The organism is Mesorhizobium sp. BAC0120, from assembly GCF_033542235.1.
Classification (GTDB): domain Bacteria; phylum Pseudomonadota; class Alphaproteobacteria; order Rhizobiales; family Rhizobiaceae; genus JAWRCU01.
In genome coordinates this window covers 336,332-362,873 of record NZ_JAWRCU010000003.1, presented here as the reverse complement: position 1 = coordinate 362,873, position 26,542 = coordinate 336,332, and the positions used below count along the sequence as shown (strand labels likewise).

Here is a 26,542-nt window from a genome sequence, read left to right as displayed (position 1 = left end):
GGGCACCTGGCGACCAGTGTGTCGAACCATAAGGAGCGAGCAGATGCGAGTCGGAAGACTGATTTTGGGTTTGCTGGGCATTCTTGCCTATGTGAACCGCGACAGGATCGGTGCGTTTCTCGGTAACATGGGCCCGACTGACCGACGGGGGACGAGACAAAATGACTCGAGTGGGGAAGAAACGCCGGACGGCTTGCCGATAAATCACAGTCTGGAGCTTCGGTCGAAGGCGAGAGAAGGAGCAGGCAATCCCGTCGGCGGACGCGAACCTTCCCGACCCGATCCCTTGCTGGAGAGCATCTCGGGCCGTGAGGACAACAAAGGCGCAGAACCCGGCTTCATAGGGTCTGACGACGTCAACCAACCCGTCGGGGCAGTTCCCAGAAGCACGATTACGGGCCGTCATGACGAGGGGATGGACGCGAATGAAACGATCGATGGTCTCGCTGAGACCGAAGAGTTGACGCGCCATCTGGCAGAAGACACGCCGTCTGGGGGCAGTGACCGGGAGGAAGACGAAAAGATCCCCGTTTTTGAAAGGGGACGGGAGCGGTCGCGCATTTGATGAAGATGGACCGTAATCTGTCTTTATCCTGCTGCAGATCCTTATTGTGCAGAATGAGATCCCGCTGATGTACGGAGGGTCCGCTGGCAGGTCGGCGCTTGCGGGATTTGCCACCGTCGCGGGCGAAGCCTGTCGACCTCGCCCCGATGCAATCGGCGACTGCTATGCTACTGTTAGTCAGCGGCCCTCGGTGACGGCCGGAGCGCACCATGTATGTGCGAGAACAGCTGCATCCAGCGGTCTTCTACGATTTAGCGAGTTGTTGTAGCGCGCTTGCCAGAGTGGACGTGGGGTTACTCTTGCAATAGTCGGCCACTTTCTCCGCGTTGGCTTGCGCTTTTTCGCCGTCGATCTTGGGGTTGCCCGCTTTGCCATGGGCATAACCACTCATCCACATGGCAACACCAATGACCTTGGCAGGCGACATATCAGCCAGCTGTTTGCAGGTGAGTTTAGACATATCTACTTCCGCAGCCGTTGCTTGGCCGGCCAAGCCGACAATCGCAGCCGCGAAAATGATCGGAAGATGGCGTTTCATGGTCGAAGGTCCTCCCGAAAAAGGCCCCCCACCCTCGATACGGTAGAATTCGCCTGTGTTAAAATTGTGATTGTTGCGTCAGGTGACTGAGTTATGTTGCCAAGATGAAGGCGGATTAGAGGGGTATATACTATAAAATGCTGGTTCACTGACGGCGTGGAACAGCCGAAACCGACCGCTAAATAGGCATTGCAATTGCGCCGGCAAGCAAGCACCCAGATCATGACGGTCGACTATATCGGCAGGCGCGCGGCCATGCAGAACGAAAGCAACTTGCTGGCAGCTCCGCCAACGACAGCGGGCCTCGCTGCTCGGCTGGCCGTGGCTCAACTCGAACGCCGAAGCATAGATCCGGCGCCATTGCTGGCGCAATCCGGGCTGTCCCCATCCGCGCTTGCCGAGCGGAAGCGGATCAGCGCCAATTCCCAGATCCGGTTCCTGGAGCTGGTTTCGGAGGCGACCAAAGACGAGTGGATCGGGCTCACACTGTCGGAAGGCTTCGACCTTCGCGAACTGGGCATGCTCTACTACGTCGCTGCATCTTCCCAGCGACTTGGCGACGCGTTGAGGCGGCTTGCTCGCTACGCCCGCGTCGCCAACGAGGCTCTGCTCGTAACGCTCCACAAGGGCAGCGCCTGCCGCGTTGATCTTGCCTATGCCGGGGTGCCGCGGCACCTCGACCGGCACCAGATCGAGCTCCTTGCGGCGATCTTTCTGCGTCTGTGCCGCCATCTTGTCGGGCAACGGCTGGTGCCGCTGTCGGTCCAGTTCGTTCATCACAGGTCGCGCGGTCTGAACCGAATTCGAGGCGTGTTGGGTTGCGAGGTCGAGTTTGACGCGCATGCGGACGAGATCAGCTTTACGGCCACCATAACGGAACTGCCGCTGGTCGGAGACGACCCTTTTCTCAACGAACTCATGGAGAAGGACTGCGAGGCCGCAATGGCGGAGCGACCTGCCAATGTCAGTCCCTTCCGTACGATCGTGGAGAACATCATCGCGCCGCTGTTGCCGCATGCCGAAGCGCAGGCCAGTACGGTCGCCAAACGCCTTGGGCTCAGCGAGCGGACATTTGCTCGCCGGCTTGCGGCCGAGGCCTTGAGCTTTGGGGAGATACTCGATGAGCTGCGCCGTGATCTGGCGGCGCTCCATCTCCAAAGATCGGATCTGCAAATCGCCCAGATTGCATGGCGGCTCGGCTTTCACCAGCCAAGCTCCTTCAGCCATGCTTGTCGCCGCTGGTTTGGAAAGAGCCCGCTGGCGTATCGGCGTTCTCTGCTGGGGTAACGCTTGTGAGAGCTTCGCAACGCTCGGTGAGCTAGGCGGCAAGGCACGGCGGCGCGGGCTGCCCTAGACAGCATTATTCTCGCGCCGCCGGCCTCAAGCGGCGGACGTCCTCACGCCGCGAGCTTGTCCCGAAGAACGGGCAAGTCAAAGAGCAGCGAGGTGCCGCACGAATTCGAGTGCCGACGACCTCGCCCGGCTGGCTCGACGGGGAGGCAGTTGGCGCGCCTGAGGTCTCTTCGTGAGCGGCCTACGAACTGACCCGTGCACCCCGCTCGCTCTCTTGCCTTGACGCCGGGTCAAAGCAGGCGGGTCTCTACTTCAGAAAGGCAGACGGAGGTTTGCTTCCAGCTGCCAATAAAATGCGGGCAGATGCCAGAAAAGCACTATTGGCTGACTTTGAAGGCTGCGTTGATCAAGCGCTTGGAATCCACGGGAGGCTCGGCACCCGCCGGCTTGTCGCTGGCAACATCGGCAGATTCCGACAGGACGCCGATAACATACTGGCCGCCCTCCTTTCGGGATACGACGACATATTGGAGGAGCGCCTGGCCTCCAGAGTTCCGACAGACAGTAAATGCATTGATCAGCTTGGCACTCTGGACGGTCTCTTTGGTCGAGCCGGTGCTGAACTTGCCTTCACAGTTTTCGGACAGTGCCCCTGAAATCTGAGCGGCCACTGCGTCCGCGGTGAACTCCGCAGTTGGGACTACAACCGAAAAACCGATCATTCCTCCAGCAACTGCGACGGCATGTGCAAAGGACAGTTCCTTTGGGAAATCAGAGTCACCCAGAAGCTCCGCTCCCGGAAGTTCTGCGGCAAGGAGGAAGTTCGAGAGAATTCGTGTACCTTCCAGCTTGAGCGTGGTTACGTCAGGGGCCGGCGCATCAGTGTGATCGGCTGTCCGACCCGGAGGCAGGGCCGGATTGGAGGTGGAATTTGATGAAACGCCCTGCTCAGAGCTTATCGATGTTTGGACGCATTGGACCAAACTCACGAGAAGTTGGGACGTGCCGTTCAAATTGAAAAAGTATGACTGGTTCCCGTCATGCACTTCCATGGTGCGGCCACGCCGAAAACGCTCGGCGACAGGTCCATTTGACGGCATCGGTATTCGAACCAGATTCTCTCCCATCACCTCCGCCGTGGCCCCTGTCCAGGCGGAACGGTCGAAGCGATATCGGAGAGGAATTCGATCACCAGGATGCAGTTTCCAATTTAGCGCGGAAAATCCTAAATCCCATTGGTAGTCCCGCGATACAAATACGAAGAACGTAATGCCGCTGTTGTAGGAGACTGATGCCAGGCAGTTGCCAAAATGGCCTGTCGAGTCGTTGGTGTAGGCACCAACTGACCAATTACCAACCGTGTAACTATTGATCTGCGCCGCTTGAGCCGAGGCGGATGCCACAGCAATTCCAAGCGCAACCAAAGCAGCCCGCAGCACTGTGGTCCCCCCGACAACATGCAAAATTAGATATCAAGCCAGCTGGGTAGTCAAATGGTTTGATGGCAGGTCTTGGATACTTGGCGCAGCTTCAGCGCCTCCATAGATCCCATGCTGCGACCGGCAGTCGGCCCGCGATGCCCAAACGCGAGTCGACTGAAAACGACGTACTCATCTATCGACCAAATGACTGCAGTCGCGATTTTCGTCTTCGCGCCCCAAGATCCCTCTTATCGGCCGTTGAGTTCAGCGGAGAGGACACATTTGCTGACTGGGCACGATACACGGTCAGACGTCGGTACGCTCGCACGAATGGCAGTCTCGCGGCTTCCGCAATAGCGGCGATTGCTCACATAGCGATTGTACAGCGTGGCGCCAGTGCTGGGTGATCGATAACGCAGGATCGCGGCACCTTCGGACTGGATGGTCGCATGTACCTTGCTGCAACTCATGTTGCCGATGTCATAGCGCGAGATTGCAGAGGCTTGAGCCGCTGTGAGCGCAAGTGAGAGAGCAATCGCGATCCTTTTCATGGTTCCTCGCCTCTCTCCGCGTGTCCATATGTGCTGCCACCGGAATACCACGAAAGGCGATGCCGTTGCGAACAGGCTGTAAGCTCAGCGTGAGTCGGGCCGTGGCATGTCCTTCGTCAGACATAGATTCTCAGCCGCTTCCACGGAGAAAGAGTCTTCCTATGGTTGCCCAACATTTCGGGAGAACTGCTAAGGTCTTGATCTGCTGGTACGCCCAAGGGGAATCGAACCCCTGTTTGCGCCGTGAGAGGGCGCCGTCCTGACCGCTAGACGATGGGCGCATCCGAATGCCTTCGCGATATAGAATGGCGGACGGCAAAAAGCAACTACCGTTGAGGAGATGGACAGCCTGGCAGTATCCGGGCGAGCCGGCCTGGAAAAGCCGCCGCCGAATCAATGGTTTGCCTGACTCCTCGGAATTGGGGCGGGATGCCCGTGCTGAGCGGGTTTGGACCAGGCAGGGACACAATCGTCGTAATTTCGGCGAGCGGGTCGTGCCTTCGCCCGACTATCGCTTCGGCTGGAGCAGATCCCAGAGATTGGCATAGAGATCGGTGAAAACGGCGACCGTGCCATAGGCTTCGTGGCGGGGTGCTTCCTTGAATTCGACGCCGCGGGAAAGCATCGCCGAATGGTCGCGGGCGAAGTCGTCGGTTTCGAGGAACAGGAAGACGCGGCCGCCGGTCTGGTTGCCGATGTGGGCACGTTCCTCCGCGTTCTTTGCTTGGGCGAGAAGCAGGCGGACTTCGCCCTCGGCGGGCCCGACGGTCACCCAGCGCTTGCCGCCGCCGAGATCGGCGTCCTCGAAAAGCCGGAAGCCGAGCTTTTCCACATACCAGGCAATCGCCTCGTCATAGCCGGCCACGATCAGCGTAACGGTAGCAATGCGCCGCAGTGGCTCTCCGCTCATTTTGCGATGACCGTGTAGCGGCCCACCATCTTCTGCGCCGCGACATCGTAGAGGAAGATCGCGCGACTGCCGTCGGCAAGCTCGGCATCGATCGAAATCCGTCCGTCGGCGAAGCCGTGGCCGAGCATTTTCGCGCCGGCAGGCAAGGCGATCTCGGCCTCGCTGAATGCGCCGCTGGGGGGCGCAGGCGTACGCAAGCTCTTGTAGACAAGCGCACCGACCACGACGATAAGGGCGAGGAAAAGAATGCCGAGATTGACGACCGCGAAGCGCACGAGCTTGCGGCGCACCCGCTCCAAGGCCGGATCGAGCGGCTTCTCGTCATCATTGTCAAGGGCGGACTGCGCCAAGCTGGGATTTCCGTTAGAGTTGAACCGTCATAATGAAAGCGTCTGGCGGCCCTGATAGCGAAGAGAATGGCGAATTGATAGAGGTGCTGGTGCCGGGGGAAGCCGCCGGCCAGCGCCTCGACCAATGGCTTGCCGGCGCCCTGGAAGGCTTTTCGCGCAGCCGGGTGCAGGCCTTGATCAAGGCAGGCGCGGTGACGCTCGCCGATGCCGCTATTCGCGAGCCGAGCCACAGGATAGCAGCCGGCGCGCGCTTCGCCATAACGATGCCCGAACCCGAGGATCCGGAGCCAAAGGGCGAGGCGATCCCGCTCGACGTGCTGTACGAGGATGCGGAAATCATCGTCGTCAACAAGCCGGCGGGCCTGGTCGTGCACCCTGGCGCGGGCAACTGGACCGGAACACTGGTCAATGCGCTGATCCAGCATTGCGGCGAGAGCCTGTCCGGCATAGGCGGGGTGCGCCGGCCGGGCATCGTGCACAGGCTGGACAAGGACACCAGCGGCGTAATGGTTGTCGCCAAGACCGACCAGGCGCACCGCGCGCTCTCGGAGGCATTTGCCGATCACGGCCGAACGGGCGATCTCAAACGCGCCTATGAGGCGCTTGTCTGGGGTGCTCCTCAGCGCAATTCGGGCACCGTCGACGCGCCGCTCGGCCGGGCCCGCGACCGCGTGCTGCGGGCCGTCGTGACCCAGGAGCGCGAGGACGCCCGCCATGCCGTAACCCACTTCGCCGTGCTGGAGCGCTTCCCGGCGGGCGGCGAGGCGCTCGCTTCACTGCTCGAATGCCGGCTGGAGACCGGCCGTACCCATCAGATCCGCGTACATATGGCGCATATCGGGCATCCGGTGATCGGCGACCCGGATTACGGGAAAGCGTTCCGCACCAAGGCGAACCGGCTGCCGGAACCGTTCCGCTCGGCCGTTGCGGCTTTTCCACGGCAAGCGTTGCATGCCCGGCTTCTTGAATTCCGCCATCCGAGTACCCATATGCGAATGCGATTTGAGGCGCCTATGCCCCCCGACATGGCGGAAATAGCCAGACAGTTCCGGGCGCTTGAGGATTAGGGAACACGCTCCGTTCACTATGGCGTGACACTCTGTTCTGTCTTGAACAAATAGGTGTCTTTCTCGTTTTGTTCCTATATAACGGTGTTGGGCGTCGGAATGGCTACGTGCGTCCGTGCCTTATGCCTGCCTCGTTGAGGAGGCAAATCTCTAAGAGAGGGAGGGTGCTTTATGGCCCAGTCACTACCCAGTATCGTTTCCGGCGAGGGCGGCCTTGCCCGCTACCTGGAAGAAATCCGCCGCTTCCCGATGCTCCAGCCTGACGAGGAATACATGCTCGCCAAGCGCTACCAGGAGCACGGTGACACCAATGCGGCACACCGGCTGGTCACCAGCCATTTGAGGCTCGTGGCGAAGATCGCCATGGGCTATCGCGGCTATGGCCTGCCGATCGGAGAGGTCGTCTCCGAAGGCAATGTCGGCCTCATGCAGGCCGTCAAGAAATTCGAGCCCGAGCGCGGCTTCCGGCTTGCCACCTATGCCATGTGGTGGATCAAGGCCGCGATCCAGGAATACATCCTGCGCTCGTGGAGCCTCGTGAAGATGGGAACGACAGCCAACCAGAAGCGGCTGTTCTTCAATCTGCGCAAGGTGAAGGGCAAGATCCAGGCGCTCGACGAAGGCGATCTCAGGCCCGAGCAGGTCAAGGAGATCGCCACGCGGCTGAACGTCAGTGAGGACGAGGTCGTGTCGATGAACCGCCGGCTGTCAGGCGATGCCTCGCTCAACTCCCCGATCCGCGCGACCGAGGGAGAATCCGGCGAATGGCAGGACTGGCTTGTCGACGAGCATGACAGCCAGGAAGAGACGCTCATCGAGCAGGATGAGCTCGAAAGCCGGCGCTCCATGCTTTCGGATGCGATGTCGGTGCTCAATGATCGCGAGCGCCGCATCTTCGAGGCACGCCGCCTTGCCGAGGACCCGATGACCCTGGAAGAGCTTTCGGCCGAGTTCGACATCAGTCGTGAGCGTGTGCGCCAGATCGAGGTTCGTGCCTTCGAGAAGGTCCAGGACGCCGTCAAGGCCGCCGCCAAGCGGCAGGCTCAGTCGCTGAGGACCATCGAGGCCCACGCGCACTGAGCACGCGCTGCCGATTGAGAAATCAAGACGCCGCCTGAGAAGGCGGCGTTTTTTGATTCTCGGGGAAGTGCTGCCCCTTGTGGTTAAATCATGTATCCCGGCTTCCCGTGGAGCTTGCCAGCTTCTCTCCGCTCAGTGGTCGATCCGGGCCTGATGCTGCGGCGAATAGCGTTCTCCCTGTACCGCGATCGCCGAGACCGCGCTTTCGATGTTCCCGAGATCCTCGGTCGTCAGCTCGACTGCGGCCGCGGCGATGTGCTCCTCGAGGCGGTGCAGCGGGTACCCGTTTCGATGAGACCGAGGCGGAGCGCGCCTGCAACTTCGCGGGATCATGCTCTATCGCGCTGGTGGCCAGGCCTTGTTCAGTCGATCGCAATGCAGCAAGGCTTCTTGATGGGACAGGCCAACCAGGTCCAGACCTGCATATTCGGCGGGGAGATCCGCGGCCGTGTCCCACACGAGCCATTGCTCCATCGGCTCCATCATGATCTCGAAGCGCTGGGTCGCGCCCAGTGTTCGACCCGTGGGCGGGGCCAGCTCGCAGCCCTCGCGCCGCCGGAGGAGGCCATAGACGATGTTGCGATTCGCGCCGAAGAACACGCTCGCCTCCACCGTGTTCCTGTCGACGCTGCCGTTGATGATGCTCCACATGTCCGCCTCCGAGCGCTGCAGCAACGCCCAGTTCATGAATGTCTCCATGAACCCGTCGTCGCTCATTTCCGGCGAGAAGTTGGCGAACAGCAGCACGCCGTCCGGCTTCAACAACCGCAGGCATCTCTGGGTCAGCTTCACCGCCACCTTGTAAGAGAGATAGTCATAGAGGCCTGCCGCATAGACGAAGTCGAACCGGCCGAGGCTGTAAGCATTGGTCAAAAGGCCCCGCACCGATCCTTCAACCGCCTCTACACACGTGCCGCCGAAGTCACGCGCGATCGATGCCACGCTTAAGGGATCCTGGTCGAGAGCAACCCACCTTTTGATTCGGCCCTCCCTGAAGGCCGACGACCGATCGGCTTCGCGCAGGTGTCCGGCGGCAATCGCCAGGATCTCCGTTTTGTCGCCGCGCGTGGCCGCAATCTCGTCGACATGTTGCGCGAGCAGGTCGCGCCGCTCCCGCACGGCATTGGAGGACAGCGAATCCTTCGTGCTGTCGTATAGCGCTTGCCCGAGCGCCGAGGCATCGGAGATGGCCTCGACTGCGCCCGGGTGGCCATAGATGAAATCAAGCAGATGTGCGTCGCCGGAATAGCCTCTCGGCTTCTCGAAAGACCAGCGCGTGAATGGATCTTGAAGGAAGAACTCCGAAACAGGGTGATTCTGCGCGATCGGGATCAGCCTTTGCCACAGGGCAGGATGCAATTTGCTGCGCAGCTTGTGCAGATCGGCGTTGGCGCGCCTGATGATGGCAGCCGAATCCCTTTGCTGCTCGAATTGCTGCCGAGCGACGCTCAGGATCAGGGCGAGCTCCGCCCTGCCGGTCTCGAATTCCTCGCGCCGCTCATCCAGCTCCGAGGGAGCGAAGACGCCGGCGATCGCGTCAGGGGTGATAAGGCTTTCACCATCGAAACCAGGTCGGCTCACGCGGCCCTCCAAGCGTTAACGACGCGTTAACTCTATTCGGAGGATTTAGAGATTCGCTAGTCGGAACGGCTGATTTTTTTCACGCAGATAGAAATTATGGCGGATCGTGCTTAGCTACGCGGCCGCCGCCGCTTCGCCTTCGACCAATTTAACGAAAACTTTCTGGGGAATAGCGTAGCATTCCGTAAGAGTCCCTCGCTATTCTCCTAGAGAAATATCTTGTGTGACAGCCGGCGGTAGGTGTTGACCCGCGGACTTCAGCGGAAAAAGCGACATTAAAGGCTTGTTTAAACAGGGTGCAACTCTCTGGATCAGTGCCCGACTCATATGTTGGCTCAGCTTGCCGAGATAAACCTGCAGCAGCAACGCGAGCTGCCGGCGGAAGAGCTGCGCACTCTGTATCGCCAGGATCGCGACGCGCGTCGCGCGAGACCTACGAGGCAGGGCATCTGGGCATCCTTCCTCGTCTATATGCTGTTTTCGACCACCGACATCCTGCTGGTTCCCGACGTCGCAGCCTATACTGTCACGGCGCGCTTCATCTTCGGGGTGGTCATGCTCGCCACGTTCGAAGGGCTATTCCGCAGGCAAGCAAGCTCGGATTGGCTGGACAGGATTTGCGCTGCCGCAGTCTTCCTCGGCTATATGAGTTGGCTGGTGCCGTCGATCATGACGACGCACACCGAAAGCATGTCTTATTACATGGTTTTCGGGGCCATCTTCATGATGGGGGCCAACCTCTTCTTCAGCTTCCAGTTCAGCCTGTCGCTGATAACGTCGGGCCTGGTGCTCGCTGCCTTCTTTATCACGATGATGATCTTCTATCCGAACGGCACATCCTACCATGTTGCGTTCGGCACCTTCTATCTCACCTGCTTCATCTTCACCTCCTATGTGAACTGGAACCTGAACAAGGAACGCTACAATGTCTTCCTGAATGCCCTGGAAGCCAGGAACCAGCACAGGGAAGCGACCGAACGCGGCAAAGCCCTCGAGCGGCTGTCGAGAACCGACCCTCTGACGGGACTGGATAACCGTCGGGCGGTCGATGAAAAGCTCAGGGAGTACTGGAGCGACTGGCAGCGCTACGGGCGTAGCTTTGGAGCAATCCTGATCGACGTCGATTTCTTCAAGAGATTCAACGACTGCTACGGCCATCAGGAAGGCGACCGCTGCCTGGTTCTGGTCGCCAATACGCTGCGCGCGAGGATCAAGCAGTATGATGCCTCGATCGGACGCTATGGCGGCGAGGAATTCATCGTGCTCGCCCGCATGGACAGGTGCGAGGATGTCGCGGAGCTCGCCGAAGCAATCCGCCGCACGGTGGAAGAGATGGCGCTCATGCACGGGCAACGGCGCGACGGGATCTCGATCGTGACGGTGAGCGTCGGCGCGGCGTTCACCCGGACCCAGGCTGGCGCGAAGCTGGAGAAGATCATCAACGAGGCAGATCGCGCGCTCTATCTGGCAAAGGCCAGCGGCCGGAACTGCGCCAAGCTGTTCGACCCTAACGATCCGCAGAGCAGCGACGAGAGCGAGAATATCGCAGCCCTCTTGAAGATCGCGGTTGCCCAGGACCTCGTCTCGCTCGTCTACCAGCCCATCCAGAGCGTCGCTTCCGGCCGCGTCGAGGCACTCGAAGCTCTTATGCGGCTGACAATGCTGGACGGCACGTCGGTCCCACCGAGCCTGTTCATCCCTGTCGCAGAGCGGACCGGCGCCATAATGGAGCTCGGGCGCTGGGCGCTACGCACCGTGTGCCATGAGCTGCTCGCCGACAATCATGTCCAGGTGGTGAGCGTCAATGTCTCTCCGATCCAGCTCAAGGCGCCCGGCTTTGCGACCTCCGTCGCGGCGATCCTGAGCGAGACCGGCGTCGCCGGCAGCAGGCTCGCCCTCGAGATCACCGAAGGCCTCGAGATGGAGATGCATTCCGACATCCTCCGCTGCATCAACGACCTGAAGCTGCTCGGGATCAGGGTGTGGCTCGACGATTTCGGTACCGGCTTCGCCGGACTCTCATGGCTCCGGATGATCGATTTCGATACGGTGAAGATCGATCGCTCGTTCCTTCATGACGCGGGGACCGACAGAGGGAAGGTGATGCTCAAGGACATCATCGGCCTGGTCCGCAACCGCGGCCACAAAATCCTCGTCGAAGGTGTCGAGTCAGAGAAGCAGATGGCGCTCATGCGCGAGTTCGGCATCGACCTGGTTCAGGGCTACCATGTCGGGCGTCCGGCTCCTGCTTCGAGTTTCCGGACGACCCCTGCAACCCCCAAGCGTCCGGTACTCGTCCGGAAAAGTGCCTGACGGAAATCAGCCGGCGCTGGCAGCGGCGCTCTCCCAGGCCTTGATCACCTCATCAAAGACCTTGTCGCCGGGTATGCCCTTTTCCATGGTGAACAGCGCTCGTCGGCCGGACTTGTAGACCAGCGGCACGTCGATCCACTGCTGGCGCTTCAGGAGGTTGAGGTTGGTGGCGATCTCGGCTTTCGTGTCGTTGAGGGCAATCAGGAAGAAGCCGTCGGCGATCTTGGCGGGAATGCCGAGCAGCGGGCTTCCTGCAGCCTCTTCGGTATCCTTCATCGCAAAGCGCAGGATGTTCTCGATGCCGCCGCCGTCGAAATTCTCAGGCGTCAGGAAGATCAGCTCGATGATGTGGCTCGCCGGCAGCGTTTTGTCGGCGTTGCGGCGGATCGTTACGCGCAGCTGCAGATCCTTGCCTGGAATTGTTGCTTCGCCGCGGATTGCCGGCTCGGCCGGCTGGTCGTCGCCGGGCGATTCCTGCACCAGCGACCAGACCACCGAGCCGGGCTCGGCCGAGCCCGCGGTGACGTTGGTGCGCTCTTCGTAGAAGATAGCCTTCTGGCCGACGGCGACCTGACCCTCGGCGCCCGCGGGCTGGCCGGTCGCAGGTTGCGTTGCCGGCGCCGTCGGTGCGGCTGCCATCCCTGGATTGATCGACGGGGCTGGGCCGCCAGGGCCGGCCTGGGGAGCGGCGGCGGCCGGATGCGCATCACCCGGGGCGGGAGCGCCCGGCTGAGCGGCGGCAGGAGGTACAGCCGGCGCGGGAGCGGGGGGCTGCGTGACTGCGGCTACTGACGTGCCCTCGCCGATCGAGGCCGCACCGCCGGCCGGACCTTCATCGGTCTCCGTGCCGTCGCTCTTCAAGCGCTGCGTGAACTTCTGGACGTCCTCGGCGGCCGGCGGCTTGGCGGCCGCTGCCCGCGGCGGCTGAGGCTTGGCATTGTCCGTCGAAGGCGCGGCTGCGACCGTCGCCTTGCCGCCTTCGATGCCGAGCATGGCCATGAAATCGTTCTTGTTCAGCCACACGGCGTAGCCGCCGCCGGCGAGCAGGGCCAGCACTATTACGGCGGCGATCAACGGCGCAAAACTGCGCCGGCGCCTCGGCTCCTCGAAGGCAGGCCTCCGCTCAGGAACCTCCTCGCCGCCGTCATCGGCATCGAACGAGATTACGTGGCGCTCGTCATGCGCATCCACCGTTTCATCTTCGGCTTCTGCCGGCTGGAACCACGCATTGTGGTCGGCCTCGCTTTCAGGCGGAGCGGGCTCTTCGGAAGGCGCCTCGAGAAGAACTGGAGGCCTGGGCTCAGGCGCCAACGGCGCTCTGGCCTGGAACGGCGGGGGAGCCTTCTCCAGCACGGGTGGCGGGGCTTTCGGCTGGATCGGTGGCGGAGCCTTGGCCTGGACCGGCGGCGGAGCCTTCTCAAGGACGGGCGGCGGGGCTTTTGCCTGGATCGGCGGTCGTACCTCGGCCTGGACCGGCGGTGGCGGCTGCGGCTGGACGGCCGGTGGCGCTTTGGCCTCGGCAGGCTGTTTGCGGGTGAGATCGGCGAAGACGTTCTCGAGCTCGTCGAACGGGTCTTCGCCGCTGCCCGAATAACCGACCTCGACCTGACTGATCGCATCCTCCAAAGCCCGCTTCTGCCGCTCTGCGACGGCAGAAGGCGGCGGCGGGTTGATGGCAGCAAGCTTGGCAGCGACCGTCGCGCGGGCCTTTTCATAGACCTTCGCGCGTATCGCCGGCGTGTTGTCGGCGAGACCGTCGATCGTCTTTCTTAGTACTGCAACAAAATCTGCCATGCGGAGATTGACCTGAGATTGTTCCTTTGCCGCCTATGGGAGCGAAATCCGGCAAAAATAACGCAACGAAACGCCAGGCGCGCGCAAATGGCCAAGTTCTTGCTCTAATCCTGAAACGGATCGGTCACAAGTATGGTGTCGTCCCGCTCGGGGCTTGTCGACAGCAAGGCAACAGGCGCACCGATCAGTTCCTCGATGTGACGCACATATTTGACGGCCTGGGCGGGGAGGTCGGCCCAGCTGCGCGCGCCTCTCGTGGTCGCCTTCCACCCTTCCAGCGTCTCATAGACCGGCTCGACGCGCGCCTGCGCGCCCTGGCTCGCCGGCAGATAGTCGATCAGCTCGCCGTCGAGACGGTAACCGGTGCAAACCTTGATCTCGTCGAGCCCGTCGAGCACGTCGAGCTTGGTGAGCGCGATGCCCTTGATGCCATTGACGGCGACTGCCTGGCGGACCAGCACCGCATCGAACCAGCCGCACCGGCGCTTGCGCCCGGTAACCACGCCAAACTCGTGACCGCGGGTGCCGAGGAACTCGCCGATCTCGTTGACCTGCTCGGTCGGGAAGGGGCCTTCGCCGACACGCGTCGTGTAAGCCTTGGTGATGCCGAGCACGAAGCCGATGGCGCCGGGGCCGACGCCGGCGCCAGTCGCCGCCTGCCCGGCCACCGTGTTCGACGAGGTGACGAAGGGATAGGTGCCGTGGTCGATATCGAGCAGGGTGCCCTGCGCACCTTCGAAGAGGATGCGTTCGCCGGCCCGGCGGGCGTCGTCGAGCAGCTTCCAGACCCGGTCCATGTAGGGCAGCACATCAGCGGCGACCGAGGTGAGTTCCTGATGGATCGCATCGAACGAGACTTCGGGATGGCCGAGGCCGCGGCGCAGCGGGTTGTGGTGCGACAGCAGCCGGTCGATCTTGGTGGGCAGCGTCTCCGGGTCGGCGAGATCCATGACCCGAATGGCGCGGCGGCCGACCTTGTCCTCATAGGCCGGGCCGATGCCGCGGCGGGTCGTGCCGATCTTGGTGCCGGAGTTCGAGGCGGCGTCCTCGCGAAAGCCGTCGAGCTCGCGGTGCAGCGAGAGAATGAGCGCGGCGTTCTCGGCGATCTTCAGGCGCTCGGGCGTCACGTCGACATCCTGGGCTTTCAGCTTCGCCACCTCGGCGACGAAGGCATGCGGGTCGAATACCACGCCATTGCCGATGATCGACAATTTGCCTTCCCGCACGACGCCGGAGGGCAGGAGCGACAGCTTGTAGACCTTGCCGTCGACGACCAGCGTGTGGCCGGCATTGTGGCCGCCCTGGAAGCGCACCACGACGGAAGCGCGCTCCGACAGCCAGTCCACGATCTTTCCCTTGCCCTCATCGCCCCATTGCGAGCCGACGACTACGACATTGGCCATTGGCATTCCTTTGACTGCGGCCGGACGAAGCCGGCGAGTATTGAAAGGCCTCTATAGCGTCAAGGGCTCGCGAGCGCGACCTTTCTTTGAGGACATCCGGCCCGGTCAATCGGCGGATAGCGCTGTCGTGCCTGCAATGCAAAACCGCCCGGCTGCGGGCCGGGCGGTTGCGATCTCGCGAGCTTGCGGGATTATTTGTACACCGGCTCCGGTGCCGGTGGCTCATAGGCCACAGGTACGGGCGGCGGGACGCAACCGGAATTGCCGAACGAATAGCGCAGGCCGGCGCGCGCCTCGTGCACGTTGAACCCATTGTCGTAGCCGGGGCCGGCGCCGCCGGGTCCATCCGGCGCAAGGCCGAACATTTCGCCGCCATTGATGCGGGTGTAGCGGTAACCGACGTCGAGCTTGAGGTTGCCGGTCAGGCAGTAGGCCGTGCCGGCCATCAGCGCCCATGCGAAGCGCCAGTTGCTGGCCCCCTCATGCACCGTCGTCACATCGCCGATCGTATTGTGGAGGTCATCCCACTTCACGTAAGCGCCGCCGATGCCGGCGCCTACATAGGGCGTGAAGCCGTAATAGGTGCCGAGATCGGCATAGGCGTTGGCGAGCAGCAGCCAGGCGCTGTACGAGGATGTGTCTGTCGAAACCGAAACGTCATCCGCCGTCGACCCATCGAAGTCCGAGCTGAACCAGTAGTCGGCCGTCAGGTCGGTGCGCAGATATGGGGTGATCTGGTAGCCGACGCCGCCGCCAAGCGAGAAGGCGCCACCGAGGTCGCCTGAAGAGAAGCTGTTTGAGCCGGGCACTGCAACCGCCCCGCAAGGATCGACGCAGACGCCGTAGGTGATGTAGTCGGCGCCGCGGAAATCCGACCAGTGGTAATCGAGATCGCCGCGAATATACCATCCGCCGAACTCCATGGGAGGCGGCGGTGACTCGACCACGGGCGGCTCGGCAAGGTCCGCGGCGTGGGCGGACAATAATCCCGCAAACGCGATAAGCCCGGCCGCAAGAAACTGCTTGGCCATTCTGAGCATTGCTGTCACCCCTGCAATCTGCGGGGGACCCTTTCCCGCCCCGCATCCGGGATGGATAATGGTTGGCAAAGGTTAAGGGCGGTTTAACCCTGTTGATTAACCACGTTCGGGCCGAACAGCGGAACCGATTGCACTGCCTGTCAAGTCGACGGCATTTCCAAAATTATTGAGCTCGGCCGCTCGAAAGAGTGGATGAGAATACCCCTCCCCCCTATATTGGCGTCAAGGAGGATGCATGTCTCATCTCGTTACGCAAAAGCCGAAGCTGCTCGCCCGCGTGCGCCGCCTGCGCGGGCAGTTGGATGCCGTCGAGCGTGCGCTCGAAGCCGATATCGGTTGCGCGGATGTGCTGATGCTCGTCGCTTCCATGAGAGGTGCGATCAACGGGCTGACAGCGGAACTGATGGAGGAACATCTGCGCGAGCATGTGCTGAGCGCGCCTGACGATGCCGCTCGGGCGACGGGTGTTGCCGAACTCGGTGAAGTCATAAGGACGTATCTGAAATGAACACAAGCTACAGTCCAAGCCTGCCGCCGGGCTCCCACGAGCATGTCTTCCTCGGCGAGCATCACGAGCGCAACGAGCGTCGCACCTGGTTCGTGATCGCGCTGACCGCCACCATGATGGTCGTGGAAATCACGGCGGGCACGATCTACGGCTCGATGGCGCTGGTGGCGGACGGCTGGCACATGTCCACCCATGCCGCCGCCATGCTGATCGCGGCCCTGGCTTATCTCTATGCCCGCAGGAACGCCCGCAATCCTCGGTTCACCTTCGGCACGGGCAAGATCGGCGACCTGGCGGGCTTCGCCAGTGCCGTCGTGCTGGCGCTGATCGCGCTCTTGATCGGTTGGGAGAGCCTTGTGCGTTTGCGCACGCCGGTGCCCATCGAATTCGGTCAGGCGATCCTGGTCGCCCTGATCGGACTTGGGGTCAATCTGGCGAGCGCCTGGCTGCTCTCCGGCGGGCATCACCACCACGGACATGGCTCGCCTGACGGGCATCACCATCATCATGGGCATGACCATCATCACGATCCGCACCGGGATCAACGGCGCCGAGGCGACAACAACTTGCGCGCAGCCTATTTCCACGTGCTGGCCGACGCGCTGACTTCCGTGCTGGCGGTCGTCGCGCTTCTGGCAGGCAGCCTCTATGGATGGATTTGGCTCGATCCGGCCATGGGTCTTGTCGGAGCGATCGTCATACTCAACTGGTCATGGACCTTGGTCCGCGATGCAAGCGCTGTCCTCCTGGACTACGTGCCGGCGGGCGAAAACCTGCCGCATGAGATCAGGGAGGCCGTAGAAACCGACGGCGACCTCATCACGGACCTGCATGTATGGCAGCTCGGGCCGGGGCACCACGGCGCGATCCTGTCCCTGGTGTCCGACAAGCCGATGGCGCCTTCGCACTACCGTAGCAAGCTCGCCCACATCCACGAGCTTTCGCACGTGACGATCGAGGTCGAGGCAAAGGCAGCCTGAAGGGATCCGGACCGAACCGTCGACAAAGGCGCGAGGCGCCCATCGGAACGCAGCGCGCCGGGGAAAGCGACGTCGTGCAGCGTCCCGCTGACCTTGAGCAATGATCTCCCCAGAAGGTCTACAGTCGTTGCTGCGACCTTGGGTTCGGGATCATGCTGCCCGCTGGGGCCCCACGACCTCCACGACTTCGATGTCGAATACGAGGTCCTGGCCGGCGAGCGGATGGTTGGCGTCGACGGTTGCCCGCTCCTCGTCGAGATCGACGACGGTCAGCGGAATCTTGCGGCCGTCCGGCGTGTTCGCCTGCAGCCTGGAGCCGACCTCCGTATCCTCAGGCACTGCGGAGCGCGGTACGGTTTGCACCTGGGCCTCGTCGCGCAGGCCATAGCCTTCCTCGGCGGGAACCGTCACCGTGCTTTTCTCGCCGACGGTCATGCCATCCATCCTGCGGTCAAGCCCCGAGATGACCTGACCGGCGCCAACCCGGAATTCGAGCGGCTCCCGCCCTGCGGAAGAATCGAACTCGGTGCCGTCGGTCAGTTTTGCCGTATAGTGAACGCGTACGACATCGCCGTTTTTCACTTCGGTCATGTCTCGCCTCTCGTTCTTGCTTGAGTCAATTGCGGTCGCCGGCGTTGCACGCCGTGCGCCGGGTACATGCCGGTCGGTGCGGCACTAGTTTGGAACTTAGGATGCCGACACCGAATGTAAACCTCAGGAGGGAGGTCGCAGTCGGCCGGATCGATGCCGTCGCGCAACAGCAAAACTTCGCGAGCTGCCGGATTCAGCGGGCCCGGTTGGCGAAGAAGGGCACTGCATCGGGGCGCGCTGTCAGGCGCCCAACGGGCTCAGGACCGACTGCCAGAGGGGCGCAGGTTCAAGCAGGAGCACTACGCCGCTGTCTGAGCATCGGATCTGTCCCGAAACCGCTGCGCTGTTTTCGCTGACGCGGTCCTCCGGTTAGGTCCGATGCGCTAGAGCGGCTGACGCCCGGATAAATCCGGGCTGCCGCTCTATCTGATTGTTTTGCCGCATTTGTGCAACGCCAAGTGATTCCACTTGGCTGCAAAATGCTCTAGGCGGCGGTCCGCAGGTCGGAAATTACGTCGACGATGTCGTTGACCACCTTCTCGACGAGTTTCGGGTCGTCGGCCTCAGCCATGACGCGGATGAGCGGTTCGGTGCCGGAGGGCCGGATGACCAGCCGGCCGGTATTGCCGAGACGGCTGCGAGCGTCTTCGATCGCAGCTTTCACCGGCGCGGTCTCCAGCGGCTTGCCGCCAGAGAACCGCACGTTCTTCAGGACTTGCGGCACAGGCTCGAACTTGCGGCTGAGCTCGCTCATCGGCTTGTCCGACCGTTTCATGCAGGCCAGCACCTGCAGCGCCGAGACGAGACCGTCACCGGTCGTGGCAAAATCGGAAAGCACGATATGGCCCGACTGCTCGCCGCCGACATTGAGGCCATGGGCACGCATATATTCGACGACATAGCGGTCGCCGACCTTGGTACGGTGTAGCGACAGCCCCAGGCCGGAAAGGAAGCGCTCCAGGCCGAGATTGGACATCACCGTCGCCACCACGCCGCCTCCTGCCAGGCGCTCGGCCTGATGCCAGGATTCGGCGATCAGGGCGATGATCTGGTCGCCATCGACCAGCGCGCCGGTCTCGTCGACGATGATCATGCGATCGGCGTCGCCATCGAGCGCTATGCCGATGTCGGCGCGCACTTCATGGACTTTCTTTGCCAGGCCGGCCGGGTGTGTCGAGCCGCATTCCTTGTTGATGTTGAAGCCGTTCGGCTCGTTGTTGATGGTGATGACTTCGGCGCCGAGTTCCCACAGAGCCTCGGGCGCTACCTTGTAGGCCGCGCCGTTGGCCACGTCGATCACCACCCTCAGCCCGGCGAGCGACATTGAGCGCGGCATGGTGCGCTTGGCGAATTCGATGTAGCGATCATGCACGCCGTCGATGCGCTTGGCGCGGCCGAGCGAATCCTGGTCGGCGAGCGCGATCTCGATCTCCTTGTCCAGCAACGATTCGATGCGCAGCTCGAGGTCATCCGAAAGCTTGTAGCCGTCGGGGCCGAACAGCTTGATGCCGTTGTCGTAATAGGGGTTGTGCGAAGCCGAGATCATGACGCCGAGGTCGGCGCGCAGCGAGCGTACGAGCATCGCGACGGCCGGCGTCGGTATCGGGCCGAGCAGGAACACGTCCATGCCGGCGGCGCAAAAGCCGGATACCATCGCGTTTTCCAGCATGTAGCCGGAAAGACGCGTATCCTTGCCAATCACCACCCTGTGGCGATGGTTTCCGCGCTGGAAGGACAATCCGGCAGCCATGCCCACCTTCATGGCGACTTCCGGCGTCATGGGGAACTTGTTGGCCTGCCCCCGAATCCCGTCCGTTCCGAAGTATTTTCGCGACATGGTGCCGATATCCCCACGCGGTTCCGACCCTCGACATTTTATTGACATAATATGTCCGGCGTCGGGCATCACTTTGTGTGATTTCCTGTTACGAAGGTCTTGCGCTCAGCAAGTTTGAACCGCCTTACCTAATAAGCAGCTAATAGAGCACGGCTGTCCATAGGCCAGACGGCATAAGCCAAAAAGCTGATGGATATGGGCAGGGAAGCCTGAAGCCGGCATCCGCCATCCCGACTTGAGCGATGCCGGTCAGCCCGGATTGTCCGCGGGGTAGGGGGCCGGCAGCAGGATGATCAGTCCGGCGAGCAGGAAAAGGATGATGACGGCCATTCCGGCCGGCGCGGAACCGGTCAGCGCCGTCACCGTCGCCACCAGGAAGGGGGCACTGAAGCTCGTGGCGCGACCGGCTAGCGCATAAATGCCGAAATACCGGCCTGCCTCCTCGGCCGAGACGCTGCGCGCCAGATAGGAGCGCGACGAGGCCTGCACCGGGCCGAAGGCGAGGCCGACGAGGATGCCGTAAATAATGTAGGCCTTCTCCGCGGCCGTCCCGAACAGGCCGCCGGAATCGGCGGTCGGGAGCGAAATCAGCCCGAACAGGGTGAAGCCCGGCCCCGTCGAAATGATGCCGGTCGTCGCGATCATGAGCATTACCAGCGAAGCCAGCACAACCCATTTCGAGCCGAGCGCGGTATCGAGGCGGCTGGCAACCAGGCAGCCGACGATCGCGACGACGTTGAGGATGATACCATAGAGGCCGATCTCCGTGATCGACCAGGAGAACATGACGGCGGCGAAAGTGCCGCCGAGCGCGAGCAGCGCGTTGACGCCGTCCTGGTAAATCATGCGGGCGATCAGGAAACGCAGAATGCCTGATCGCTTCCGCGCCTCGTATACCGTCTCCTTCAGCTCGGCGAGCCCTTCGCGCACCGCGGCTCCGATCGGCTTGCCCTTGCCGGCGTCGGGTGTGAACAGGAACATCGGCAACACGAAGACGAAATACCAGAGAGCCGCGAACGGGCCGGTGAAGCGGGCATCCTCGCCGCTCAACGGGTCGAGCCCGAACAGTGGGTCGAGACCGAACATGGTCTTGCCCGTCTCCGGCGAACCGGCGATGAAACCGACGACGAAGATCAACGCTACCATGCCGCCGAGATAGCCGAGCCCCCATGCGATATTGGAAATGCGGCCGATCTCGTCCTTGGTGACGAGGCGCGGCATCATGGAATCGTTGAAGACGATCGAAAACTCAGCGGCAATCGAGGCGAGGCTGAAGAAGACCAGCGGCCAGATCAGCGGCGAGCCGGGCGCCGCGAACCAGAGCAGTGAAAGCGCCGCGATCTGGATCACGGCGAAGAAGCCGATCCACGGCTTGCGCGGGCCGGTCTGGTCGGCGACCGAGCCGAGAACGGGCGAGAGGATCGCGATCACGAGACCGGCAGCCGCGATAGCCCATCCCCAGGCCGCCTGGCCCGCGGCGTGGTCGCTCGCCATGCGCGAAACGAAATAGGGCCCAAAAATGAATGTGGTGACGACGGTGAAGAAAGGCTGGGCCGCCCAGTCAAACAACATCCAGCCCAACACCCCGCGCCGCGGCGCAGGGGTCAAAACTTTCGTCATCGATCTCTCCCCCTCGCCGGCCGGGGCCACAGCAGAATCTAACTCGTTGTTTGGTCGCATGATCTCGTCCGAAAAGTCTGCAACTTCTTGATGCCGCTGACCTTCGGATCGGGACCATGCGCTTTCGGTAGCGCCCGCTGCAAATCACAGTCACCCAGCTCGGCCCGTCGGGCCGAAGTAGCGCTGCCGTCGATCTGATACGCAGCAGCCGTTGATTTGCATAGACGCCTGCGCAAGTACCTCCCACGTTTGTGGGGATGCGATGCTCTATCGCGCGGTCAGGTCGCTCATCAGCCCCGACGCCACCGACAGCCGGGATACAGTGAGCTCGCCGCCTTCGGTCAGCGCGATCAGCTGCTCGCGCGTTTGAGCGATGCGCTCGCCGCCGGCAGCGAGCCAGTTCGCAACGGGATCGCCGTCCGCGCCATTGGCCGTAAGCGCCGACACAGCTATGCCGCGCCGCGCGCTGCCGATCACGTCGGCGGCTCGCGACAGCGCAAGGCCGTCGTAATAGTCGGTAACGGAGATCGAGCGGACCGCCTCCTCGATACGGCTGATGCGGAAGGATTCGGTGACCGCGAAGAACGCCTTGGCAGCATTTGTCAGGTCCGTATTGCCGCGGCGCGCGACCAGGGCGATATCGGGAATGAGCTCCTCCACCTCGAGCAGGGCCAAACGGTGGGCGAGCTTCGCCGGCGCGCCGGCCTCGAGGAAGCCATGTGTCCTGTCCTCGAGCTTGCCGCGCAGGAAATCAGGCAGCAGCGTTGGCAGCTTCGGCTCCAGTGCATCCCGGGCCTGCCGCAACGCGGCGATGCGCTCACCGATCGGGGTGTCTTCGATGTTCTTCAGGAACCAGACGGTGGAGGCATTGATCAGGCGGCCGACGGCGGCATAGAGGTCGAGCTGCACTTGGCCGTCGATGCGACCGTCCAGCGCGTCGATCTCGGAATAGAGTTCGGTGAGGCGGTAGCCGTCCCTGGCGATGGTGAAGGCGCGCACGACATCCGCCGCGGTTCGTCCCGTCAGGTCCTGCAGCCGGCTCACGAAAGCAGGACCGCCGCGATTGACGAGGTCGTTGGCGACCACGCGCGCGATGATCTCGCGCCGCAGCCTGTGACGGCCGATCTCGGCGGCGTATTTCTTGCGCATCTTCGCCGGGAAATATTCAATCAGGTCGCTCTCGAAATGCGGCTCGTCGGGCACGCCGCTGGCGACGATCTCGGAGAAGAGCACGATCTTCGCATAGGCGAGAAGCACGCCCAGTTCGGCGCGGGTCAGCGGCTCGCCGCGTTTCTCACGCTCGGCAAGCGCCTGGGCGCTGGGTAGGGTTTCAACCGCACGGTCGAGCTGGCCACGCTGCTCGAGCGCCGCCATGAAGCGCGCCTGGTAGGGAAGCTCAGCAAGGCCACGCTTGCGGACCAACGACAGCGCCAAGGTCTGCTGATAATTGTTGGCGAGCACGAGATGCGCCACCTCGTCGGTCATCTCGGCGAGCAGCTTGTTGCGCGTCGGCCTGGCGAGCACGCCGCTGCGCAGCGCGGGCGAGAGGGCGATCTTGATATTGACCTCGACGTCGGAGGAATTGACGCCGCCGGAATTGTCGATCGCGTCCGAATTGCAGGCGCCGCCGAGGAGGCCGAACTCGATGCGGGCGCGCTGGGTGACGCCGAGATTGGCGCCTTCGCCGACCACCTTCACCCTGAGCTCGCTCGCAGTGACGCGGATAGCATCGTTGGTGCGGTCGCCGACCTCGGCATCGCTTTCAGTTGAGGCGCGCACATAGGTACCGATGCCGCCGAACCAAAGCAGGTCGACCGGAGCCTTGAGGATCGCCTTCATGATCTCGGCCGGGGAGGCGGCGGTACCCTCGAAGCCGATCGCCTGAGCCGCTTCCGGCGGCAGCGCCACCGACTTCTGGCTGCGTGAGACGATGACGCCGCCTTTCGACAGCTTGGACCTGTCGTAATCCTGCCAGCTCGAGCGCGGCAGCGCGAAGAGGCGTTTGCGCTCTTCGAACGAGACGGCCGCATCGGGGTCTGGATCGATGAAGATGTCGCGGTGGTCGAAGGCGGCGATGAGCCGGGTCTTTTGCGAAAGCAGCATGCCGTTGCCGAACACGTCTCCTGACATGTCGCCGACGCCCACGACGGTGAAGGGCGTCGTCTGGATGTCGCGGTTCATCTCGCGGAAATGCCGCTTCACCGCCTCCCAGGCGCCGCGCGCGGTGATGCCCATCTTCTTGTGGTCGTAGCCGGCGGAACCGCCCGACGCGAAGGCATCGTCGAGCCAGAAGTCGAACTTCTGGCTGATGGCATTGGCCGTATCGGAGAAGGTAGCGGTACCCTTGTCGGCGGCGACGACGAAATAGGGGTCGTCGCCGTCATAGCGCACTACGTCCTTCGGCGGCACGACCTCGGTGCCCTCTATGTTGTCGGTGATCGAGAGCAGGCTGGAGACGAAGTTGACGTAAGCCTTGGTGCCGGCCTCGAAGATCGCGTCGCGGCCAGCGCCCATAGGCAGCTTCTTCGGGTAAAAGCCACCCTTGGCGCCGACCGGCACGATGACGGCGTTCTTCACCTGCTGCGCCTTAACCAGTCCCAGCACCTCGGTGCGGTAATCCTGGGCACGGTCCGACCAGCGCAGTCCGCCGCGCGCGACCGGGCCGAAGCGCAGATGCACGCCCTCGACCTCCGAGCCGTACACGAAGATCTCGCGCCAGGGGCGTGGCTCCGGCAGCCCGTCAAGGTGCTTGGAATCGAGCTTGATGGCCAGCGAAATGTCGCCGGAATAGGTGCCTGCCGCGAAGTGGTTGGTGCGAACCGAGGATTCGATGAGGTTCAGATAGCGGCGTATTATGGTGTCGTCGTCGATATTCGGCACCTCGTCCAGCGCATCCCTGATCTTGGCCTTGAGATGTTTGGACGTCACCTCCGCGTCCGACTGCCGGGCGGGATCGAAGCGCGCGGCAAACAGCGAGAACAGCGCACGCGCGATCTCGGGATATCGGTTGAGGGCGGCGGCGATGAAGCCCTGGCTTTGCGGGATGCCGGCCTGCTGCAGATAATGGCCGTAGGCGCGCAGGATGCCGATCTCGCGCGACCAAAGGCCCGCAGTCTGGGAGAGCGCATTATAGCCGTCATTGCCGGCGGTTCCGTGCCAGACCGAGAGGAATACGTCCTCGAAAAGCTTGCCGCTCCGGCCGAGGTCGACCGAGTGGCCGAAGGCGTTTTCCAGCTCCATGTCGTGGATGAAGCAGCTGTCGCCCAATGAGTCGGCCACCTCGAAGGTGCGCTCGCTGATGACACGGAAACCCATGTTCTCGAGCACCGGCACGCGGCGGGACAGCGCTACCGGCGTTGCGAAATGATAGATTTTCAGTGCTGCCTGCGACGGACCCTGGTCGACGTGTCGATAATATTCGATGGCGATCGCGTTTTCGGGGTCGAGCTTCGCCACATGGGCCGCGTCGGCGAGCGCTTCGGCCGCCGTGAAGCTGCCGCGGTAACTTTCCGGGAAGCGCGAGGCGATGCCGGTGAGCTTCGCATCGATGTTGCCGCTCGAGGCGGCCTCGGCAAGCGCATCTTCCCAAGTACGCACGATATCGCGGACGGCAGCCTCGATCTCGGCCTGCTCGATCTTCGGCGTCTTGCCGCCGGAGCGCCCGATGATGAAGTGGACGCGGGCCAGGCTGCCTTCAGGAAAGGCCGGATAGAAGGCCGAAACGCGGCCGTTGAAGACCTTCTTCAGATAATCTCCGATCTTTTCGCGCACCTGACTGTCGTACCGGTCGCGCGGCACGAAGACGAGCACCGAGACGAAGCGGTCGAACTGATCGATCCTGTAGAGCGCGCGCACACGCGGCCGCTCGGTGAGCGCCAGGATCGCCTCGGCATGCTTGCGCAGCACCGGCACTGTGACCTGGAAAAGCTCGTCGCGTGGGTAGGATTCCAGCACGTTGGTCAGCGCCTTGCCGGAGTGGTCGCTTGGGCTGAAGCCCGATTTGGCGATCACTTCCTGAACCTTTGAGCGCAGGTACGGAATTTTCATCACCGAGCGGGTATAGGCGGTCGAGGTGAACAGGCCCACGATGCGCAGCTCGCCGGCGAGCCGACCCTTCTTGTCGTAGGTCTTGACGCCGATGTAGTCGAGATAGATGCGCCTGTGCACGATCGACTTGGCATTGGCCTTGGTGACGATCAGCGGCTCGGGCCCATGCAGGAACGCGCGGATCTCCGGGGTCGTCGACACCGCTTCGCTACCCCGCCTCAGGACCAGAACGTCAGGATCGGCAAGTATGCCGAGCCCGGGCTCGTCAGTGCGCTCCAGGAAGCCGTCCGCCTGACCGCCCGTGTAGCGGAACTCGCGCATGCCGAGGAAGACGAAATTGTCGTCGCGCAGCCATTCCAGGAAGGCGATTGCCTCAGTGACATCCTCCCTGTCGAGCGGCACCGGCGCATAGCGGAATTCGGAGATGGCGCGATCGAGCCTCGCCAACATCGGCTTCCAGTCCTCGACCGCCGCCCGCACCTGGCCAAGCACCTTCGCGAGGCTTGTCTTCAGGCCTTGCGCACGTTCCTCTGAAAGCCTGGGGACATGAATCTGGATGACGCTGACGCGGTCGGCCGACTTTTCCTGTTTCTTGCCCTCGGCAACGATCTCGGCGACACCCGACTTGCCGTGAAGAACCCGGACCACGGGATGCGTGACGAGTGTCGGCTGGCCAGCGCTCTCGGTGATCTCGCCAAGCACGGAATCGAACAGGAAAGGCATGTTGTCGTTGACGATCGTAATCAGCGACACCGCCCGGCCGGAGGCCTCGATGCCCGGCTCGGTTCGGATATCGATGAGGCAGGCGCCGCGCCTATGGGTCGCAAGGACCTCGTGCGCGATCGCCACGGCCCGATCGAGATCGGCAGGGCGGTAGCCGGCGAGGTCCTCCTGCGGCGCACGCGCGAGAAGCATCTCGCGGAGATGCCGCATGTCGTCATGGACCGCGGGCACTCGCTTGGCCGCCTCGGCTTTGGTCCTTACCGCCATGGGTTCCTCCCACCCTTTGCTTTTCGACTCATCGCACCAGATCGTATCAGACGACTCGTACCA

18 protein-coding genes, 1 tRNA gene and 1 pseudogene are annotated in these 26,542 nt (G+C 62.6%); 7 read left to right on the top strand and 13 right to left on the bottom strand.

Going from position 1 to position 26,542, the window contains the following annotated elements; genetic code table 11:
* Positions 1 to 43 precede the first annotated feature (43 nt).
* A complete protein-coding gene (locus tag SAZ10_RS08605; RefSeq protein WP_318608788.1) occupies positions 44 to 565 on the top strand; it encodes a hypothetical protein in 522 nt (173 codons plus the stop codon).
* 244 nt (positions 566 to 809) lie between these two features.
* On the opposite strand, the gene SAZ10_RS08600 is transcribed toward SAZ10_RS08605, so the two are convergent.
* Complete coding sequence (locus tag SAZ10_RS08600) at positions 810 to 1,103, bottom strand: HdeA/HdeB family chaperone (protein WP_318608787.1); 294 nt, start codon at positions 1,101 to 1,103, stop codon at positions 810 to 812.
* Between the two features lie 222 nt (positions 1,104 to 1,325).
* On the opposite strand from SAZ10_RS08600, the gene SAZ10_RS08595 reads away from it, so the two are divergent.
* Positions 1,326 to 2,390: an AraC family transcriptional regulator gene (locus SAZ10_RS08595; RefSeq protein ID WP_318608786.1), complete on the top strand. Its 1,065-nt coding sequence runs from the start codon at positions 1,326 to 1,328 to the stop codon at positions 2,388 to 2,390.
* Between the two features lie 383 nt (positions 2,391 to 2,773).
* Here the strand turns inward: SAZ10_RS08595 and SAZ10_RS08590 are convergent, their stop codons facing one another.
* The 4 genes from SAZ10_RS08590 to SAZ10_RS08575 all read right to left on the bottom strand — a co-directional run bounded on the left by SAZ10_RS08590 (position 2,774) and on the right by SAZ10_RS08575 (position 5,628).
* Positions 2,774 to 3,835 carry a hypothetical protein gene (locus SAZ10_RS08590; protein ID WP_318608785.1) on the bottom strand — a complete coding sequence of 354 codons (1,062 nt, stop codon included), beginning with the start codon at positions 3,833 to 3,835 and terminating at the stop codon, positions 2,774 to 2,776.
* Between the two features lie 739 nt (positions 3,836 to 4,574).
* Positions 4,575 to 4,649: transfer RNA gene (locus SAZ10_RS08585), tRNA-Glu, on the bottom strand.
* A gap of 227 nt (positions 4,650 to 4,876) precedes the next feature.
* Positions 4,877 to 5,278 (bottom strand): VOC family protein, encoded by a 402-nt coding sequence (locus SAZ10_RS08580; protein ID WP_318608784.1) that lies wholly within the window; start codon positions 5,276 to 5,278, stop codon positions 4,877 to 4,879.
* The gene (locus SAZ10_RS08575; RefSeq protein ID WP_318608783.1) at positions 5,275 to 5,628 is read right to left on the bottom strand and encodes a fimbrial protein; all 354 of its coding nucleotides are present in this window, start codon (positions 5,626 to 5,628) and stop codon (positions 5,275 to 5,277) included. Before SAZ10_RS08575 ends, SAZ10_RS08580 begins: the two co-directional genes overlap by 4 nt.
* A gap of 32 nt (positions 5,629 to 5,660) precedes the next feature.
* On the opposite strand from SAZ10_RS08575, the gene SAZ10_RS08570 reads away from it, so the two are divergent.
* Both SAZ10_RS08570 and rpoH read left to right on the top strand, forming a co-directional pair.
* Positions 5,661 to 6,695: an RluA family pseudouridine synthase gene (locus tag SAZ10_RS08570; protein ID WP_318608782.1), complete on the top strand. Its 1,035-nt coding sequence runs from the start codon at positions 5,661 to 5,663 to the stop codon at positions 6,693 to 6,695.
* A 171-nt stretch (positions 6,696 to 6,866) separates the two neighbouring features.
* Positions 6,867 to 7,775, top strand: a complete 909-nt coding sequence (rpoH, locus tag SAZ10_RS08565) for an RNA polymerase sigma factor RpoH (protein WP_318608781.1) — start codon at positions 6,867 to 6,869, stop codon at positions 7,773 to 7,775.
* A 549-nt stretch (positions 7,776 to 8,324) separates the two neighbouring features.
* On the opposite strand, the pseudogene SAZ10_RS08555 reads toward rpoH, so the two are convergent.
* A pseudogene (locus SAZ10_RS08555) lies at positions 8,325 to 9,356 on the bottom strand (class I SAM-dependent methyltransferase); the annotation flags it as partial.
* Between the two features lie 327 nt (positions 9,357 to 9,683).
* On the opposite strand from SAZ10_RS08555, the gene SAZ10_RS08550 reads away from it, so the two are divergent.
* Positions 9,684 to 11,669 carry a GGDEF and EAL domain-containing protein gene (locus SAZ10_RS08550; protein WP_318608780.1) on the top strand — a complete coding sequence of 662 codons (1,986 nt, stop codon included), beginning with the start codon at positions 9,684 to 9,686 and terminating at the stop codon, positions 11,667 to 11,669.
* Positions 11,670 to 11,675: 6 nt separating this feature from the next.
* On the opposite strand, the gene SAZ10_RS08545 is transcribed toward SAZ10_RS08550, so the two are convergent.
* From SAZ10_RS08545 to SAZ10_RS08535, 3 genes are all read right to left on the bottom strand, one after another.
* Positions 11,676 to 13,463: a hypothetical protein gene (locus SAZ10_RS08545; protein ID WP_318608779.1), complete on the bottom strand. Its 1,788-nt coding sequence runs from the start codon at positions 13,461 to 13,463 to the stop codon at positions 11,676 to 11,678.
* Positions 13,464 to 13,567: 104 nt separating this feature from the next.
* Positions 13,568 to 14,866 carry an adenylosuccinate synthase gene (locus SAZ10_RS08540; RefSeq protein WP_318608778.1) on the bottom strand — a complete coding sequence of 433 codons (1,299 nt, stop codon included), beginning with the start codon at positions 14,864 to 14,866 and terminating at the stop codon, positions 13,568 to 13,570.
* Positions 14,867 to 15,057: 191 nt separating this feature from the next.
* Positions 15,058 to 15,906 (bottom strand): outer membrane protein, encoded by an 849-nt coding sequence (locus SAZ10_RS08535; protein ID WP_318608777.1) that lies wholly within the window; start codon positions 15,904 to 15,906, stop codon positions 15,058 to 15,060.
* Between the two features lie 235 nt (positions 15,907 to 16,141).
* Between SAZ10_RS08535 and SAZ10_RS08530 the strand changes: the two genes are divergently transcribed.
* On the top strand, positions 16,142 to 16,414 hold the full coding sequence (locus tag SAZ10_RS08530) for a metal/formaldehyde-sensitive transcriptional repressor (RefSeq protein WP_318608776.1): 273 nt from the start codon (positions 16,142 to 16,144) through the stop codon (positions 16,412 to 16,414).
* Complete coding sequence (dmeF, locus tag SAZ10_RS08525) at positions 16,411 to 17,394, top strand: CDF family Co(II)/Ni(II) efflux transporter DmeF (RefSeq protein ID WP_318608775.1); 984 nt, start codon at positions 16,411 to 16,413, stop codon at positions 17,392 to 17,394. The genes SAZ10_RS08530 and dmeF overlap by 4 nt, the downstream gene beginning before the upstream one ends.
* 150 nt (positions 17,395 to 17,544) lie before the next feature.
* On the opposite strand, the gene SAZ10_RS08520 is transcribed toward dmeF, so the two are convergent.
* The 4 genes from SAZ10_RS08520 to SAZ10_RS08505 all read right to left on the bottom strand — a co-directional run bounded on the left by SAZ10_RS08520 (position 17,545) and on the right by SAZ10_RS08505 (position 26,479).
* Positions 17,545 to 17,985 carry a peptidylprolyl isomerase gene (locus tag SAZ10_RS08520; protein WP_318608774.1) on the bottom strand — a complete coding sequence of 147 codons (441 nt, stop codon included), beginning with the start codon at positions 17,983 to 17,985 and terminating at the stop codon, positions 17,545 to 17,547.
* Positions 17,986 to 18,469: 484 nt separating this feature from the next.
* Positions 18,470 to 19,822, bottom strand: coding sequence for a phosphoglucosamine mutase (gene glmM, locus SAZ10_RS08515; protein WP_318608773.1), 1,353 nt, complete (start codon positions 19,820 to 19,822; stop codon positions 18,470 to 18,472).
* A 249-nt stretch (positions 19,823 to 20,071) separates the two neighbouring features.
* The gene (locus SAZ10_RS08510) at positions 20,072 to 21,442 is read right to left on the bottom strand and encodes an MFS transporter (protein ID WP_318608772.1); all 1,371 of its coding nucleotides are present in this window, start codon (positions 21,440 to 21,442) and stop codon (positions 20,072 to 20,074) included.
* Positions 21,443 to 21,709: 267 nt separating this feature from the next.
* Complete coding sequence (locus SAZ10_RS08505; RefSeq protein ID WP_412535181.1) at positions 21,710 to 26,479, bottom strand: NAD-glutamate dehydrogenase; 4,770 nt, start codon at positions 26,477 to 26,479, stop codon at positions 21,710 to 21,712.
* Positions 26,480 to 26,542: the final 63 nt, after the last annotated feature.

Excerpts from the sequence above, each read along its gene's own strand:
- SAZ10_RS08605 (WP_318608788.1), top strand. The coding sequence starts at position 44 with ATGCGAGTCGGAAGACTGATTTTGGGTTTGCTGGGCATTCTTGCCTAT.
- SAZ10_RS08600 (WP_318608787.1), bottom strand. The coding sequence starts at position 1,103 with ATGAAACGCCATCTTCCGATCATTTTCGCGGCTGCGATTGTCGGCTTG.
- SAZ10_RS08595 (WP_318608786.1), top strand. The coding sequence starts at position 1,326 with ATGACGGTCGACTATATCGGCAGGCGCGCGGCCATGCAGAACGAAAGC.
- SAZ10_RS08580 (WP_318608784.1), bottom strand. The coding sequence starts at position 5,278 with ATGAGCGGAGAGCCACTGCGGCGCATTGCTACCGTTACGCTGATCGTG.
- SAZ10_RS08570 (WP_318608782.1), top strand. The coding sequence starts at position 5,661 with ATGAAAGCGTCTGGCGGCCCTGATAGCGAAGAGAATGGCGAATTGATA.
- rpoH (WP_318608781.1), top strand. The coding sequence starts at position 6,867 with ATGGCCCAGTCACTACCCAGTATCGTTTCCGGCGAGGGCGGCCTTGCC.
- SAZ10_RS08550 (WP_318608780.1), top strand. The coding sequence starts at position 9,684 with ATGTTGGCTCAGCTTGCCGAGATAAACCTGCAGCAGCAACGCGAGCTG.
- SAZ10_RS08545 (WP_318608779.1), bottom strand. The coding sequence starts at position 13,463 with ATGGCAGATTTTGTTGCAGTACTAAGAAAGACGATCGACGGTCTCGCC.
- SAZ10_RS08540 (WP_318608778.1), bottom strand. The coding sequence starts at position 14,866 with ATGGCCAATGTCGTAGTCGTCGGCTCGCAATGGGGCGATGAGGGCAAG.
- SAZ10_RS08535 (WP_318608777.1), bottom strand. The coding sequence starts at position 15,906 with ATGCTCAGAATGGCCAAGCAGTTTCTTGCGGCCGGGCTTATCGCGTTT.
- SAZ10_RS08530 (WP_318608776.1), top strand. The coding sequence starts at position 16,142 with ATGTCTCATCTCGTTACGCAAAAGCCGAAGCTGCTCGCCCGCGTGCGC.
- dmeF (WP_318608775.1), top strand. The coding sequence starts at position 16,411 with ATGAACACAAGCTACAGTCCAAGCCTGCCGCCGGGCTCCCACGAGCAT.
- SAZ10_RS08520 (WP_318608774.1), bottom strand. The coding sequence starts at position 17,985 with ATGACCGAAGTGAAAAACGGCGATGTCGTACGCGTTCACTATACGGCA.
- glmM (WP_318608773.1), bottom strand. The coding sequence starts at position 19,822 with ATGTCGCGAAAATACTTCGGAACGGACGGGATTCGGGGGCAGGCCAAC.
- SAZ10_RS08510 (WP_318608772.1), bottom strand. The coding sequence starts at position 21,442 with ATGACGAAAGTTTTGACCCCTGCGCCGCGGCGCGGGGTGTTGGGCTGG.
- SAZ10_RS08505 (WP_412535181.1), bottom strand. The coding sequence starts at position 26,479 with ATGGCGGTAAGGACCAAAGCCGAGGCGGCCAAGCGAGTGCCCGCGGTC.